Source organism: Flavitalea antarctica, assembly GCF_054461535.1.
The window spans coordinates 102722-119141 of record NZ_JBTLQG010000004.1; the positions used below are offsets into that span (position 1 = coordinate 102722).

Annotated in this window: 14 protein-coding genes; 10 read left to right on the plus strand and 4 right to left on the minus strand. The window is 44.8% G+C overall.

The window, feature by feature from the left end:
• Window positions 1-70 precede the first annotated feature (70 nt).
• The 3 genes from ACX0G7_RS06295 (at window position 71) to ACX0G7_RS06305 (ending at window position 3112) form a co-directional block, all read left to right on the plus strand.
• Window positions 71-751 carry a response regulator gene (locus tag ACX0G7_RS06295; RefSeq protein WP_458922584.1) on the plus strand — a complete coding sequence of 227 codons (681 nt, stop codon included), beginning with the start codon at window positions 71-73 and terminating at the stop codon, window positions 749-751.
• A 15-nt stretch (window positions 752-766) separates the two neighbouring features.
• Window positions 767-1837 (plus strand): sensor histidine kinase, encoded by a 1071-nt coding sequence (locus ACX0G7_RS06300; RefSeq protein ID WP_458922585.1) that lies wholly within the window; start codon window positions 767-769, stop codon window positions 1835-1837.
• Between the two features lie 102 nt (window positions 1838-1939).
• Window positions 1940-3112, plus strand: coding sequence for a choice-of-anchor E domain-containing protein (locus tag ACX0G7_RS06305; protein WP_458922586.1), 1173 nt, complete (start codon window positions 1940-1942; stop codon window positions 3110-3112).
• A 52-nt stretch (window positions 3113-3164) separates the two neighbouring features.
• Here the strand turns inward: ACX0G7_RS06305 and ACX0G7_RS06310 are convergent, their stop codons facing one another.
• The 4 genes from ACX0G7_RS06310 to ACX0G7_RS06325 all read right to left on the minus strand — a co-directional run bounded on the left by ACX0G7_RS06310 (window position 3165) and on the right by ACX0G7_RS06325 (window position 9740).
• Window positions 3165-4487 (minus strand): DUF5690 family protein, encoded by a 1323-nt coding sequence (locus ACX0G7_RS06310; RefSeq protein WP_458922719.1) that lies wholly within the window; start codon window positions 4485-4487, stop codon window positions 3165-3167.
• Window positions 4484-5050, minus strand: a complete 567-nt coding sequence (locus ACX0G7_RS06315) for a phosphohydrolase (RefSeq protein WP_458922587.1) — start codon at window positions 5048-5050, stop codon at window positions 4484-4486. Before ACX0G7_RS06315 ends, ACX0G7_RS06310 begins: the two co-directional genes overlap by 4 nt.
• A 410-nt stretch (window positions 5051-5460) precedes the next feature.
• Window positions 5461-6828 (minus strand): hypothetical protein, encoded by a 1368-nt coding sequence (locus tag ACX0G7_RS06320; RefSeq protein WP_458922588.1) that lies wholly within the window; start codon window positions 6826-6828, stop codon window positions 5461-5463.
• A 110-nt stretch (window positions 6829-6938) separates the two neighbouring features.
• Complete coding sequence (locus ACX0G7_RS06325; RefSeq protein ID WP_458922589.1) at window positions 6939-9740, minus strand: TonB-dependent receptor domain-containing protein; 2802 nt, start codon at window positions 9738-9740, stop codon at window positions 6939-6941.
• A 225-nt stretch (window positions 9741-9965) separates the two neighbouring features.
• On the opposite strand from ACX0G7_RS06325, the gene ACX0G7_RS06330 reads away from it, so the two are divergent.
• From ACX0G7_RS06330 to ACX0G7_RS06360, 7 genes are all read left to right on the plus strand, one after another.
• The gene (locus ACX0G7_RS06330) at window positions 9966-10613 is read left to right on the plus strand and encodes a DUF47 domain-containing protein (RefSeq protein WP_458922590.1); all 648 of its coding nucleotides are present in this window, start codon (window positions 9966-9968) and stop codon (window positions 10611-10613) included.
• Between the two features lie 48 nt (window positions 10614-10661).
• Entirely contained in the window at window positions 10662-11681 is a 1020-nt protein-coding gene (locus ACX0G7_RS06335) for an inorganic phosphate transporter (RefSeq protein ID WP_458922591.1), read from the plus strand.
• A gap of 84 nt (window positions 11682-11765) precedes the next feature.
• A complete protein-coding gene (gene rfbA, locus ACX0G7_RS06340; RefSeq protein ID WP_458922592.1) occupies window positions 11766-12623 on the plus strand; it encodes a glucose-1-phosphate thymidylyltransferase RfbA in 858 nt (285 codons plus the stop codon).
• 64 nt (window positions 12624-12687) lie between these two features.
• Complete coding sequence (gene galE / locus ACX0G7_RS06345) at window positions 12688-13743, plus strand: UDP-glucose 4-epimerase GalE (protein WP_458922593.1); 1056 nt, start codon at window positions 12688-12690, stop codon at window positions 13741-13743.
• Window positions 13744-13807: 64 nt separating this feature from the next.
• Window positions 13808-14770 carry a transketolase family protein gene (locus ACX0G7_RS06350; protein ID WP_458922594.1) on the plus strand — a complete coding sequence of 321 codons (963 nt, stop codon included), beginning with the start codon at window positions 13808-13810 and terminating at the stop codon, window positions 14768-14770.
• Window positions 14771-14937: 167 nt separating this feature from the next.
• Window positions 14938-15489: an RNA polymerase sigma factor gene (locus tag ACX0G7_RS06355; RefSeq protein ID WP_458922595.1), complete on the plus strand. Its 552-nt coding sequence runs from the start codon at window positions 14938-14940 to the stop codon at window positions 15487-15489.
• 30 nt (window positions 15490-15519) lie between these two features.
• Complete coding sequence (locus ACX0G7_RS06360) at window positions 15520-16416, plus strand: hypothetical protein (protein ID WP_458922596.1); 897 nt, start codon at window positions 15520-15522, stop codon at window positions 16414-16416.
• Window positions 16417-16420: the final 4 nt, after the last annotated feature.

The following is a 16420-nucleotide window of genomic DNA, read 5'->3' on the forward strand; positions in this document are numbered from 1 at the left end:
ATTGTGAAGTCAGGTTGTTATAAGGGGGCAAAGCAGTCATTTCGATTACGTTTGCGTAAATTTTGAGTTAATGGAGTTAAAAGGCAAAAAAATCCTGATTGCTGACGATGAGCCGGACATTCTTGAAATCATTCAATACAATCTCCGGAAAGAAGGATACGAAGTTGAAACCGCAAAAGACGGAGATGACGCGCTCACGAAGATCAAAACCTTCAAACCCGACCTTGTAATCCTTGACATCATGATGCCGAAGAAAACGGGGATCCAGGTCTGTGAGATTCTCCGGGCACAACCCGCTTACCGCGACACCCTGATCATCTTTCTAACGGCCCTGAGTGATGAAGGATCCCAGATCCGTGGGCTGGAAACGGGCGCGGACGATTTTATCAGCAAACCCATCAGTCCCAAAGTATTGAACAGCAGGGTTCATGCTATATTCAGACGCATGGGTAATGAACCCGAAGAGAAAATGATCAGGATCGGGAACATCGGGATCGATCCGGTCAGATTCGAGGCAACAATTGACGAAAAGCCGGTAGTGTTGGCAAAAAAAGAGTTTGAACTACTGTATCTCCTGGCTTCCAGGCCGGGCCGTGTATTTCTCAGGAATGAGATCCTCAACCAGATCTGGGGTAACGATGTGATTGTTGGTGACCGGACGATTGATGTACACATCAGGAAAGTACGTCAGAAACTTGGCATAGATTGCATAACCACCGTTAAAGGCGTGGGTTACAAGTTTGATGTTTAGGAAAAGCAGCTGATCATGACAACCAGGAATCTATCACCCCGGCAGCTGGCGGCACTAACCGCCCTTTTGCTTTCTGCGCCGATTGCGCTGGGGATTTTGCTGTTGGTGCAAAACTGGAAAGTCGGCCTCATATCATTTGTTATCATCTTTGCAGGAAGTTACGGACTGGTGCTTTTTACGCTGGAAAAATTCATCTATAGGAAGATCAAGCTCATTTACAAGTTGATCTACCAGAAAAAAGCAACCCTGAAAGAGGAGACCTATTCAAGATACCTGCTTCCAAAAAAGAGTATCGATGAGGTCAGGAAAGATGTTGAAGACTGGGCTAAAACCCAAACCCAGGAAATTGAATTGCTCAGAAAAAATGAGGTTTATCGCCGCGATTTCCTCCAGAACCTCGCGCACGAGTTCAAAACACCGGTTTTTGCAATACAGGGTTATGTAGATACTTTGCTGGATGGGGCTATGGAGGACGAGGCTATCCGGAAACGATTTCTTGAAAACACAGCAAGAAATGCCGACCGCCTGGTGAACCTGGTCAATGACCTCGATGAAATTTCCCAACTCGAGACAGGCGAACAGCATTTATACCTGAAAAACTTCGTGATCCAGGATCTTATCCGCGAAACATTTGAATCACTGTCCATCAAAACTTCTCAAAAAAATATCCGTGCCCAGATAAAAAAAGGTTGTGAAACCCCGGTTGTGGTGCATGCGGATAAGGAAAAAATCAAGCAGGTGCTGATCAACCTGATAGAAAATGCAACCAAATATGGAAAACAGAACGGGAATATCATCGCGAGTATTGACAAGACCGATGATCAACATGTTTTGATCGAGATCAGTGACGACGGTGCGGGGATCGAAGGAGAGCATCTTCCCCGGATATTCGAGCGCTTCTACCGGACCGATGCAGCACGTAGCCGCGATAAGGGCGGCACCGGGCTGGGACTCGCAATCTGCAAACATATTATTGAGGCTCATGGTCACCATATCCATGTAAGAAGCAGGATAGATATCGGGACCACGATTGGTTTCACTCTCGAGGGCAAAAAAAATGAATCGTCCGGATATATTCTACCATAACATCGGATCCCCCAGCAGCAGGTTCCCGCCATAGGGACTAACACTTACCGATATACTAAATCACCCTTTACCGGAGTTATTTAGGGTACAAATCCCTAACTAATGAAAACAAGCAGATGCCTGCTTATTGGCATACTTTTATCCGTTGTGCCTGCGGCCTCAATCAAAGCACAGTGCAGCGGCGCTATTACCCCTACAGTGATCACTTATGACTCAACCGTTGTGGGCGTCGGACGAGCTCCCTATCAGTTTACTTTCCCTAAATTTAATCCCGCACTTGGCACCCTGACCTCGGTAAGGGTTCAGTCAGTAGTGTCCATACAATACAATTTTACGCTGGAAAACCTCGATTACTCACCGAAAACACTTCGCCACAGATTCTATCGTTATGATGATATAACAAGCGCTGCCGCTTCGTTTTCGCACAGCGGGGAGTTTGAGAGTCCAAATTACAGCTTTTCAATGGTGCCTTCACATGATGGAATTGTGGGTTCAGGGCCCGATGTTGTTTCGTCCGGCCCGCTTGCGGTGATCTCCGGAGACACGCTGGTTAACCGCGTCGTGTTCAACACTGCGGCATTTATGGGACCCGGGGATATTGCATTTAATTATGCCACCGATGGTGATGTAAACCTTACCTCTTCAACGGGATACTTTGGATCAACAACTGACGTTGTCACATTCAATATCTCATACGTGTATTGTCCGGCTACGGCCCTTATACCAAACACCATTAACCTCAATGTGCAAAATGCAGGTCCGCTTTCTGCATTGATTAAATGGGAACCGTCAAATGAATCGCAGGCACAATATTATGAAGTGATGGTAAGTGAAGATGGCGAGCAATTTAGTACCACCACTATAGTTCAGTCGAAGGGCAATGCCGGAGAGAAACAAAGCACTTACCAATACAAGTATAAGTTGAGGTCGCCTGCCCAATTACTGTATTTCAGGATCAAGCAGGTCAATAAAGACAATCGCCTGGAACTCTCAGCAATTAAAAAAGTCAACTGGCGGTCCCGCGAAGACGCTGTTTATTTTATAGCCGATCCATCAGGCTCATCAATTAACGCTTATCTGCCGGGATTGGGTGGAGGGTCATGGAGTGTTGATCTGTTTGCAGCAAATGGTCAATTGCTGCAAAGAAACCAGGTACAACCAAATACTAATGGAACGATCGCGATAAAACAAAAATTACAACATGGCGTTTATATCATACGCGCAGTAAATAACTCAAAAAAAGAACTGATCACGCGGAAACTTTTTATACGCTAGTAGCGCTTACCACTGATTACCACAACCAGCCTCAGGGCTGGTTTTTTTATACTTATTTAGGAGCAACGCTGGTATCCATATTGAAATTATCATGTGAATGTAACACAGTTTGACGCCGGTATTTTCGTATAAAATAATACATCGCAAAACCGGTTCCAATGATGCCTATCACTGACAATAACATCACGCTGTTACTGTAGAATACAGTCCAGCGCAGATTCAGTTTAAATATCCCTTTAGTTATAATCACACCGACACTACCGATGTATCCGACTGAGTCAGCAAGATAGATCAGGAACCCAACGTTGGCGGGTATGCGAAATGTAGCAATAAGTCGTTCAAATAAAACACAATTGTAGGGGATATATCCCATATACAAACCCATGCCCACCATGGTCACCCAGGTTACGGGGTTAAGATGGTGGTAGACGAACAGATATGTTGAAACTCCGGCGACTGCAAAACCTGCCATGACAAAAACCAGGGACACAATAAATGCCTTGTAATTGTTCCTGATTACAATCATGCTGCCTATCAGTATAAGAATGGAAAGGGTAATAGGCAGTTCTGTCTGCATAAAAAGTTCCGGCTGATTTCTGTAACCCATTTCCTGCCACATATTGGCTATAAAGTTGTCCCGTATCTCGCGGAATATGGTCAGAAAAGCATACAGCAAAACAAGCATCACAATGCCCGGGAGGAAAGTCCGGAGAAATGCCACCCTTTGTACTTTGGTCATCGGTACCCGTATAGTCCGGACGGCCACATCTTCGGGCATCGGAGGTGGGATTCTTTCCATCAGGTAAACGAAGAGAATGAGAAAGGGGACAAATACAGCACCTGCTACAAATGGCATCCATTTTTCAGCCACTCCCTGGATGACCATGAGGTAGTTCCCGACAGATTTTACAAAACCCGATGAAAATATAAAACTCACGGCCAGGGCAGCCCCTATAAAATCAGTAGCCCGCCTACCTTCGATATATGAAAAAATCACTCCCCACAACAGGCCGAGTGGAAAGCCATTCATGAAAAGAAATATGATATTGTAAGGCGCCGGTGTTATCGCGAAAAGCAACCATGCAATCCAGGAAATGCCGACCAGCAAAAAAATGGTCTTCCATCTGCCGGAGCGGCTGAGACCGCCAATAAAAGCAATGCCGTAAAACTTACTCGACAGATAGCCAAGGGCCTGGACGATTACCAGCAGCTCTTTATAGCCGATTCCGCCAACGGACATACCATCGAACGTAGCAACCGAATAAGTTTTACGAAAACCGAAAATAGTAGCGTAAGCAAGAAAGCTGACAACAGCCGCGTATAACGCTACCAGCCATTGTTTGCCGGAAACACCACTGTTTGCGGAAGGTGTCAGAAGCTACCCTTTACCAGGTGGCGTATGATGCTGTTCCGGAAATGTTCAACATCAGGCGGAAGCAACTGATGATTTTTGACGGCCTGATCAAGTTTCCTAATGGCAATAAGTGTGTCGAACAAAGGGTATTTTTCAAATGCTTCGGCCTCCTCAGCATACATCTTACCACCTTGTTTTTCAAGAAGCGCCTTTGCTTCCGGAGACATCTCGTTATAGTAGGATTCATCTTTGAAAGCGAGGTATCTCTTCGATTCCAGTGTTGACTCAACGAGCCGCACAAGTTTTTTTGCAAACCCTTTCTCACGCAGGTAATCTGCTCCGGCCTCTGCATAGTCTTCTTCGGACTGCCCTGCACCGTTTGCGGCTACGGCAACCTGGCCAATATCCTGCAACAGGGCGGCAAGAATCACGTCTTCTTCATATCCCATTATCTCCGCCGTCTGTGCAAGTTGCATGAGGTGTTCAAAATGAGAAACCTGGCCACCTTCCTGCGCTGCATCAGCGTGGTTTTGATAGAGCTCAATAATTTCATTTGCAATCAACCTTGCTTTCCCTGAAACCATAACTATTTTGTATTAGAATTTTTATTGACTCCGCCTTACCTTCCCGATTTTGATTCTTGCGGAAGGGCGGCAAAATACAGTAAAATATGCTCCTTCACAACAGAAAATAAAAAAAGACCATCAGGATTTTCCATTCCCGGGATTTCCCCTGGTAATAATCAATTATACACTGCGCGGTTTGCCGGTTTTATCCCTAAAATCCGGACCTCGACATTTTTTCCGTTCCGGCTGATCCGTGTCGGGAACCTGGTCTATCCTTGAATTGCTCTGCAAAATCCCGACCAACGCACAAAAAATATGCAGGTCCCTGCCGGACCTGCACATTATTAAAAGTTCAATATTATCTTCCTCAATGGATAAAAAAATATATAAGGAACAGGGAAATATTCAGCTTCAGGCTGTATGACGGATCAGTAGTTATTTGATTTTGGTGTGAAGCTTGCCCAACCCTGGAGCCAGTTTGCTGTGCCAAAAGCACCGCGATAAGTGGTAGATGTGAAATATGAATCCATTCCGCTGAAATCAAATCCAGTCAAGGCCGGGGATCCAGGTTTAGGCAGGAAGTTCGGATTGGTGAAGTTGAAAGGATCCGTTAACTGAACTGCATCGCGGGAAGCCAGTGTCAGATTGCCTTCACTTTCTGCTTTTGTTTTGATATCAGCGTCAGAGAGTACACCTAAAGCCCCCGCATCGCCGGCTACATAAGGCTTGCCGTAGACGGCAACAATGTTATTTTTAAATTGAGATTCACCGTTTTTGTACTCAGTTGCGGTGCCGGCTGATTCAAGAGAAAAACCTCCTCTACGATGACCAATCAGTAATGAGTTACGGAGTATAAAGCGTGTTGATCTTCTCCACCTGTTTGATACACCATGTAATGCGCTGGAGCCAGTGGTATCATAAGGGCCAATAAAAGTAAAGTTAGACAGATATGGCTTGGTGAATGGCGTTGCCCCGGTGCCTGTGCCATCGTTATCACACTCTATACCGTTTGCCTGGTCGGTATCTGATGGTTTATCCCTTAATGAAACGCCAAACTGGATTTTACCGGTATAACCGAAATCAAAATCAAAGTCATCATCATAGGTCGCATACGAAACAAGGTTTTTAGCATTTACTGTTCCCCCGAAAAATTCGTAACCATCATCTGCACCATAGGAAACCTGTATGTTTTCCAAAATAGTTCCTGAGCCAACACCACCACAGGTTAATCCATTGATCTCGGAATTTGGTTCCGCAGCAATACCCGAAAACTCTATGCGAACATAACGAAGTATACCCGAGTTGTCGCCTGGTTCAGTGCCACCATATGGCCGGTTAACACCGCCTTCAATGATAGGTGCCGGCGACGTAGGCCTGTTAGTTGTTGCTTTACCGAGAAGAATGATTCCACCCCAGTCGCCGGGAGCTCTTTCAGCTGGTGATTTACCTGATGTGAAAACGATCGGCTGGTCAGCTTTGCCATCTGCTATAAGTTTCGACCCTCTTTCAATGATCAGTGCACCTTTTTCGGTGACGTCACTTTTTATAATACTACCTGCTTCGATAGTGAGTGTAGCACCGTTATTGACATAAACATAACCCCGCAATGTGTATGTCCCTTTCAGCAGGGTGGTGCTTTTATCTATAGTTCCTGTCAATACCTTAGAAACATTTGGATCATCAGTGTTACCTCCCCCAGTCCCAGTTCCGGCGCCATCATTAATATCAACCTTGATGCAGGCCGACAGTGTTAAAGCCGATAGGGTTATTGCTAAAGCGTGCTTCATCCATTTCATATCAGAACGTTTTATTGTTATTTGTTTTAGGGATCAATACGGACTGAATGTCCGCCGTATACTTGTTATAATTATAAGAGAGGTATAATCATCCTGACAACAATCAGATGTTACAGATCGAAGTCGTAAGTAAACCCAACCGTAACGGTAGATCCATATTTGAATGAACTGAATACACGGTCAGTACCACCCTTATAGGACCTGGGCCCGTCAACATTTTCATAGTACATGAATGGCTGGTTGAACATATCGCTCAGGGTGAGTTTTACTTCACCTCTTTTGTTGAACACTTTCTTTGATACCTGGATATCAAATACGTCGCGCGGATTTTCGTAGATATCAGGGAAACCTAATGACTGGTATCCAACCAGGGCAAGTCGGTTGCCAATCCGGTTATATAATAAAGTTGCATTCCAGCCGGACTCCTTCGAGGTGTATTGCAAACCACCGTTGATAAGATAAGGTGACTGACCTTGTACCGGCCTGTCTGCTGATACCACTTTACCAAGTAACTCATCATTGAACGTTACCTGGGAGAATATATAAGTAAGATTTGCGAAGATGGAAAAGTTGCTAAGGATGTCTGTATTACCACCCAGGAAACGGAGATTTTTTCTCACTTCTAACTCCAGGCCATAAGTGTTTGCATCTTTCGCATTTTGATAGAAGTAGTTTCTCCTCGTCAACACACTGCCCGGATCCAGACGAAACTCGATAGGATTTAAAAATCTTTTATAAAACCCACCGAAGGTAATAGCTTCTCCTGCGGCAGGATAGAGTTCATAACGCAGATCGATGTTATAAATATCAGTTGTCTTCAGATCAGGATTTCCACGAACTCCGAATGTTGACTCATAGTCAAAAAACTGGAAGGGGGCAATTTCCCTGAACTCAGGTCTTGATACGGTTTGTGAGCCGGAAAAACGAAGGATATTTTTATCATTCAGCTGGTAAGTAAGATTTACCGATGGCAGTACTTTCCAGTCTTCCGTGTTAATAACAATTAATTGCGCAGAGCGGTCCTTTGTCTCAAGGAATTGTTCAAAAAACTCAACCCGTGCTCCCCAGATTAATCTCAGCTTATCTGACAATTTATTATCAAACATCGCATAACCCGCACTCAGTGCTGAGATTGCAAAGTACTTGTCTTCATTATTAGTAAACTCATCCATCACAAAACCATTCGGTGCAATGTTTGCGGGAGCGAAGATCTGATCGTAAGGCAGGGTCCTGTAGCTGTTATTGAATGAACCTGATGCCTCTACATACCTGAATATCCGGGAATCAAAATCACGGAAGCGAACAAGGGTAGAGCCGCCGACCTTAAGATTTTGCTTCTGACCAAACATATTAAACGGCACCGTGATAGCGAGGTTACCGCTGACTCCGTGGTCCTGAAGGTTTGAATAAAAGCGGCGCGTATCATCCTGGTCCCACTCATAAGCATTTGCTGAACCAACTCCGCCTTTGAAGTAAGCCGAGGTTCTCAGATCCGGTTGTGATTTGTTGTTAAGTGAATAACCGGCATTCCAATATACCTTGATGTTATTAAGGTTCAACTGATGATTGCCTTCAAATATTCCTGTATAAAAACTTCTTTGATTTAATACTGACGAACTAAGCCTCACATCTCCACCCCTGTCATAATTTGGCCCGGTTCTTACATAGAAGTTGTCTTCGTAATACTGGTTGAACAAATTCTTGAACGAGATTTTATGTTTGCCTTTTACATAAGTGAAGTTAGCCATGGCGCCAACGCTCACATTGTATTTATTCTGCTCGTCATTGAAACTTTGAATGGGTTCCCCATCTACCTGGTACAAAGAACGGTCAACATTAAATGTCAACTTACTTTTGCGGTAGATCATTGATACTACGGATCCGAATGAGCCGCCGTTTTTTAATTTCCTGCCGATACCCCATCCAATGTTATAAGTCTGTATGGGTCCTGCAGTGGAAGTTGTAGTAGCATACACACCATTCGGGAACAGTTTAGTTAACTCCAGTTTCTGAGAAAGACCGTCTGATTTGGAAGAGAGAGAATTATACTCCTGGCGCGTAGCCGGAAACCCAGCAGGCAAATCTCTTTGCCCATCATCGAAGCCTGCCCAGTCAGTAGAACTTCTGCCATTGCTGATGAAATCGTTGAATGTAGAGTTTGTGTTATAACCGAGTGATACGCCGATATTCAGAAAATCTTTTGTCGGAACATCTTTAGTTGTTACCTGGATCAGCCCACCCGCAAATTCCCCGGTCATATCCGGAGTTGCCGTTTTGTTAACTACAATATTATCTACAACAGAAGAAGGAATCACATCAAACGAAAATGCTTTTTTGTCCGGCTCTGAACTTGGTAGCTGAGCTCCGTTTAAAAAAGCAGTATTGTACCGGTCCCCAAGACCGCGCACTACAACAAATTTATTATCCTGTATACTTGTACCACTGACCCGCTTCAGGATCTCACCGGTGTTTTTATCAGGTGTTCTTTTAATAAAGTCTGCAGCAAGTCCACTTGAAAGCGCGGTATTATTACGCTGAAAGTTTATTAAGGCACTTGTACTCTCTTTCCTGGCCGATGATCTGACCACGACCTCGTCAAGTGTCTTATTTTCAAGAACGATGTTTATGCTGTTGTCTGCCCCTGCCTTTACCTGGACGTCTTCTATGATTTTCGAATTGTATCCCGCGCTTGAAACATTGATAAGATATTTTTTACCAGCTTCCAGGTTGAACGAAAACCGGCCTTCTATATCTGCCGCAATTGACTTATTAATTAAAGGAATTTCAATGGTGGCGTTTGCAATGGCTTCATTTTTGGAGTTAATCACTTTACCATCAAGGCGGATGGTCTGAGCTGAGATTAACACAGAGAAGAACATAAGAGGAAGAAAAAAGACGCTTTTGCAGCTCACAACAGTTGATTTTAATGTGCCGCAAAAGTATTATCCGCATGTTATCGGAATGTTACGCCGATGTTAAGGAATTATTACCTGCCCCTGTTACCCCTTGATTTATGCCATTATTATATACAAAAAAATCCCCGTGCTCCGGACCGGGGCCATGTTATGAAATCATTACCAATCAAGTCATATTTTTACTATAGTCTTTAAAGTCTATTTTTGCCCAAATTTTTAGATATGGGCTTTAATTCGATCATGAAGATTTTTATGCCGAAAGACAGGATCTTCTACTCACTCTTCGAGCAGGTAGCGGAAACGGTGGCGAAGATGGGCCAGGTTATGAAGCAGGTGGTAACAGAACCGGATTACGATAAAAGAGCGGCCCTGATCTCCCAGATTGAAGACCTTGAGCACGTAAATGACGATCTCACCCATAAAATCTTCACCGAACTGGGCCGCAACTTCATTACGCCGTTCGACAGGGAAGACATCCACTACCTCGCCTCAGCACTTGATGATATCTGTGATTACATATTTGCATCCGCCAAAAAGATCAACTTTTATAAGGTCAATCCAAATGACCAGGGTATCCAGAAGATGGCGGACCTCATCGAACAGGGTTGCGAGCAGATTAAAAATGCCGTACACGAATTGCGGAACATGAAGAATATGCGGCAGATAACTGACGCACTCGTAAAGGTGAACAGCATTGAGAACCAGGCAGATGATATATTTGACATGAGTATTGAACGACTCTTTGAAACTGAACCCGACGCAAAAGAAGTGATCAAAAAAAGAGAGATTTACCAGGTTATGGAGATTGTAACAGATAAATGTGAAGACGCGGGAAACGTGATAGAATCCATCATCATTAAGTACGCTTAACCGTTGCTATCAGGCAACAATCACCTTCCAACAGAATAATATCATCTTATGACTTTCCTGGTTATCATTATTATATTGGCGCTGGTCTTTGACTACATCAATGGCTTCCACGATGCTGCCAACTCAATAGCGACGGTGGTGTCGACAAAGGTCCTTACCCCTTTCCAGGCAGTATTATGGGCGGCGGTTTTCAACTTTGCCGCTTTTTTTATTGCCAAATACTGGATAGGCGAGTTTAAGATTGGGAACTCTTTTGCAAAGTCAATAAATGGAAGCTTCATCTCCCTTGAGGTCATTTTCTCTGCGCTGATCGCAGCCATCACCTGGAACCTGCTTACCTGGTGGTTCGGTATCCCTTCCTCATCATCCCATACACTGCTTGGTGGATTTATGGGCGCCGCACTTGCTTCCGTTGGTCATTTCAGGGAAGGTGGACTTGATGTTATCAACTACGCGGTGGTAATACCCATCTTTTTATTCATATTCGGGGCACCCCTGATCGGGATGTTCGTATCGCTGGTTATTACCCTGATTATAGTCAATATCTGCCGAAACGCAAACCCGTATAAGGCCGACAGCTGGTTCCGCCGGCTGCAGCTGGTTTCTTCGGCCTTGTTCAGCCTTGGTCACGGCAGTAACGATGCTCAGAAAGTACTGGGCCTGATTGGTGCGGCAATGGTTGCAAACGGCAACCTGGATGATGTGAAAAACGTGCCCGACTGGGTCCCACTAGCGTGTTTTACAGCAATAGCGCTTGGTACAATGAGTGGCGGATGGAAGATTGTAAAAACCATGGGTACCCGCATTACCAAGGTGACTCCACTTGAAGGCGTTGCAGCGGAAACTGCCGGAGCCTTCACACTTTTCCTTACGGAACACCTTGCAATACCTGTTAGTACCACCCATACAATAACAGGAGCCATCATGGGCGTCGGTGCCACCAAAAGGTTATCGGCCGTACGTTGGGGAGTTACCATAAACCTGCTTTGGGCCTGGATACTTACCATCCCCGTAAGTGCACTGCTTGCGGCAATTGTGTATTGGATAGTAAGGCTGGTGCTTCATTAAATCAATGTAGAATCTGCTTCCCCCTTAACAATTAACAATTACTAGTTCCCGATATATTTTGTTTATTTGTCGGAAAGAAAAAAAATGAAAGGCATTATTCTTGCCGGTGGATCCGGTACCCGCTTACATCCTATCACTTACGGTATCAGTAAACAGATCATGCCGGTTTACGATAAGCCGATGATCTATTACCCGCTTTCGACACTTATGCTGGCCGGAATCAAAGAAATTCTGATTATTTCCACTCCACATGATCTGCCACAGTTCAGCCGCTTGCTCGGAGATGGTTCCCGTATAGGCATTTCGATCTCTTATGCAGAACAACCTCTGCCAAATGGCCTGGCCCAGGCTTTTGTAATAGGAGCGGAATTTATTGGTAACGACAAAGTTGCCCTGGTACTTGGTGACAACATCTTTTACGGTGTTGGCCTGGGCGATCAGCTTGGAAAGAATACCAACCCAGATGGCGGAATTGTTTATGCCTATCAGGTAAGCGACCCGGAAAGATATGGTGTAGTGGAGTTCGACAAAGCGAACAATGTGATCTCCATCGAGGAGAAGCCGGCGAAACCAAAAAGCAATTTTGCGGTTCCGGGGCTGTATTTCTATGATAACAATGTGGTAGCCATAGCAAAGGACCTACCCGTGGGTCCCAGGGGAGAGTATGAGATCACTGACATTAATAAAGAATACCTTCGTAATGGAAAACTCCGGGTTTCCATCCTTGACCGCGGTACAGCCTGGCTGGACACCGGCACCTTCGATTCGTTGATGCAGGCCTCCCAGTTTGTACAGGTAATCGAACAGCGACAAGGTATCAAAATTGCCTGCATAGAAGAGATCGCTTACAAGAAAGGCTTTATCACCCGGGAACAGCTGGTCCAGGTTGCCCAGCCCCTGTTGAAAAGTGGTTATGGTCAGTACCTGATGAACATTATTTAATGTGAGCTTAGACTTTTAGCGTTCAGGATAAGTAATCCTCGCAGAGTCGCCTTAAAAACAGATTATGAAAAAAATTCTTGTCACCGGTGGATGCGGATATATCGGTTCGCACACTATAGTAGACCTGATTGAAAATGGTTACGATGTTATCTCGGTGGATAACAATTCCAGGTCATCCCCAAGGATCTACGAAGGTATTGAGAAGATAACCGGCAAAAAAATAAGAAGATACAAGGTTGATCTTTGCAATTTTGATGACACTTTCGCCATTTTCCAGGAGAATGATGACATTGCCGGAATTATACATTTCGCAGCTTATAAAGCAGTTGGTGAATCAGTTGAACAGCCCCTGATGTATTTTGAAAACAACCTGGTTTCACTGATCAACCTCCTGAAATGTGTCCAGGAATTCAACATACCAAACTTTGTTTTTTCCTCTTCATGTACCGTTTATGGTAATCCGGATGTAATTCCCGTTACCGAGTCAACCCCACCAAAACCTGCTGAATCACCCTATGGTTATACCAAGCAGATGGGTGAACAGATCATCAATGAGTTTTCCAAGGCGAATGATTCCAAATGCATACTGCTGCGTTATTTCAACCCGGTAGGAGCACATCCATCTACGCTGATCGGGGAACTGCCCGTTGGCAGACCAGCTAACCTGGTTCCTGCAATCACACAGACAGCCATTGGAAAATTGCCTACGCTTATGGTGTATGGTGATGATTATCCAACCCGCGACGGGTCCTGCATCCGTGACTACATTCATGTCTGTGATATCGCCCATGCACACACGCTGGCAGTTCAGTTCCTGCTTGAAAGACGCAGCACAAAGCGATGCGAAGTCTTCAATCTTGGTTCAGGGAACGGCATCACTGTGCTTGAAGCAATAAAGACCTTTGAGCAGGTGTCAGGTGTGAAACTGAACTATGAGATCGGCCCGAGACGCCCCGGTGACGTTGTTGCGATTTATGCGAACAATGATTATGCACGGACAGAGTTACATTGGGAACCTGTTTACGGCCTGGATGAAATGATGGCCACCGCGTGGAAATGGGAACAACGTTTAAAAGTAGACGAAAAGTTTTACCAGAGTAAACCGGTCGACCTGAATTAATTGATAACACACAACTCATCGTTCATAATTCCCTAAATTGCAGCCTCAATTCAAAAAATCATTCATGCTTAAAGAGATTCAGGAAACAGGTAAAAAGGATACAAGAAGCGGTTTTGGGGATGGAATAATTGAGGTGGCAAGAAAAAATCCAAATGTTGTAGCACTTACTGCAGACCTTGCAGGTTCACTTAAGTTAAATCAGTTCATCAAGGAATATCCTGAACGATATATACAGTGTGGTATCGGCGAAGCCAATATGATAGGTATGGCAGCCGGTTTAACCATCGGTGGCAAAATTCCATACACCACCACTTTTGCAAATTTCTCTACCGGCCGGGTCTATGATCAGATCCGACAGTCGGTTGCCTATTCAGGCAAAAACGTAAAGATCTGTGCTTCGCATGCAGGTCTTACCCTCGGAGAAGACGGGGCAACCCACCAGATCCTCGAAGACATTGGCATGATGCGGATGTTACCCGGGATGACAGTAATTGTTCCCTGCGATTACAACCAGACCAAGGCAGCTACCATCGCCATAGCAGATTATGTTGGACCTGTTTACCTGAGATTCGGCAGACCGGTCTGGCCAATTTTTACCAAAGCAGACGAGCCATTCGTAATAGGCAAGGCGCAGCAATTTTCTGAAGGCACAGATGTAACGATCTTCGCTTGTGGTCACCTTGTGTGGAAAGCAATCGAGGCTGGAAGAATATTAGAAGAAAAAGGCATAAGCGTGGAAGTGATCAATATTCATACTATCAAACCCCTGGACGAAGAAGCCATATTGAAATCGATCCGTAAAACTAAGTGTGCGGTAACAGCGGAAGAACATAATATACTTGGTGGACTCGGAGATAGTGTTGCGCACGTTGCTTCTGCTCACTTTCCAATACCCATTGAGATGGTTGGAACAAAAGACACGTTTGGTGAAAGCGGAACCCCCGCACAGCTGCTTACAAAATATGGCCTCGATGCTCCGAACATAGTGGAAGCTGCTGAAAAAGTACTGGCGAGGAAAGATGCCTGATTAAACAGGCTTAACATATCATATTTGCTCAGAAACGAAGATTAACAACTAATCTTCGTTTTTTTATGAATAATTGGATGCCGTGGGTTAAACCGGTAGAGGGAATTGGGTTCTAACTATAAACTATGCGCGGATTATGACATCAATAATGATTAGAAACATAAGATATGGCGGTTACCCATCAAGATAGTGAGTTACTCACAGAGTTCCGGAACCCTGCCACTAAGGAAGCTGCCTATACCAGCCTGATCCGGAAGTACCAGGAGAAATTGTATTGGCATGTAAGACGGATCGTGGTAGAGCATGAAGATGCCAACGATGTTTTACAGAACACATTTATCCGTGTCTGGAATGCGCTGGACAACTTCAGGGAAGACTCCCAACTGTATACCTGGTTATACCGGATCGCCACGAATGAATGCCTCAGCTTCCTGGAACAGAAGAAAAGAAAGTCATCGGTATCCCTGAGTGACGATGAAAATTCCCTGACCGGTTCGATTAAGGCTGACAAGGATTTCGATCCATCAAAGATTGAGTGGAAACTGCAATTGGCAATCCAGCAATTGCCGGAAAAACAGCGCGCAGTATTCTCCCTGAGATATTACGACGAAATGCCATATAGTGAAATGAGCAAGGTTCTCGACACCTCGGAAGGTGCGCTGAAAGCCTCTTATCATCACGCTGTGAAAAAAATCGAGGATTACATCCTGAACCATTAAACTTTACTTAACAAAATTGGTCTTATTGTCGTGGAAAAGATAACCCCCATAACTGCTGAGCTGAATGAGCTTGGATCCAGTCTCGCAAAATTCCCCATGGTAAATCCCTACAAGGCTCCTGCAGGATACTTTGACGGGTTTCCAGACAGGATGTTGAGCATCGTTTCCGGTTTGCCGGTTACTGGCGTAAAAGCTGGTTTGCCAACCCCATACCGGGTCCCCGGGAGTTATTTTGAGTCCCTTCCCGATATCATACTACAGAAGGCTAAAACTTCAGCCGCAAGTGTGCAGTCATTCGAACCAGGGCAGTCCGCTGCCGATGAGTTAAAGGATCTGTCATCAATATTAAGTGGCATCGGAAAGAAGATGCCTTATTCAGTTCCCGATAATTATTTTAATGAGCTTTCCGGCAACATCATTTCAGGTGTAGATGCTGTTGACCAGGTAAACGAAGAGCTTGAGAACCTGTCTCCGTTAATGACCGGCCTGAAAGCCACCAATGTCTTTTCGGTGCCTGCAGGTTATTTTGAAGAACTTCCCCGCCTTATCCTTAATAAAGTTTCAAGGGTACCTGAGAATCGCCTGAAAGTGGTAAGCGGTGGTTTCAGAAGGCGGTTTCTGCAATATGCAGCCGCTGCCGTAATTACCGGGTTAATGATCACAGCAGGCTTTTTGATTTTCAACGGGAGTACTGTTCAACCTGAAATTGTTTCTACACAAGGTCTCGAAGAAAAAGTTGCGCAAACAAGTGACGAAGAAATTCTCAATTACCTGGCCACCCAGCCGGCCCCGATCAGTGATTCTCTTATGACTGCGGACCCGGAAATAAAAGCTGATGCCATACTGGAAATGCTTGCCAATGTATCAGATGAAGAGCTTCAACAATACCTGCAGCTCCAGTCCGACACCAAAATATTGATCAATTAAAAAC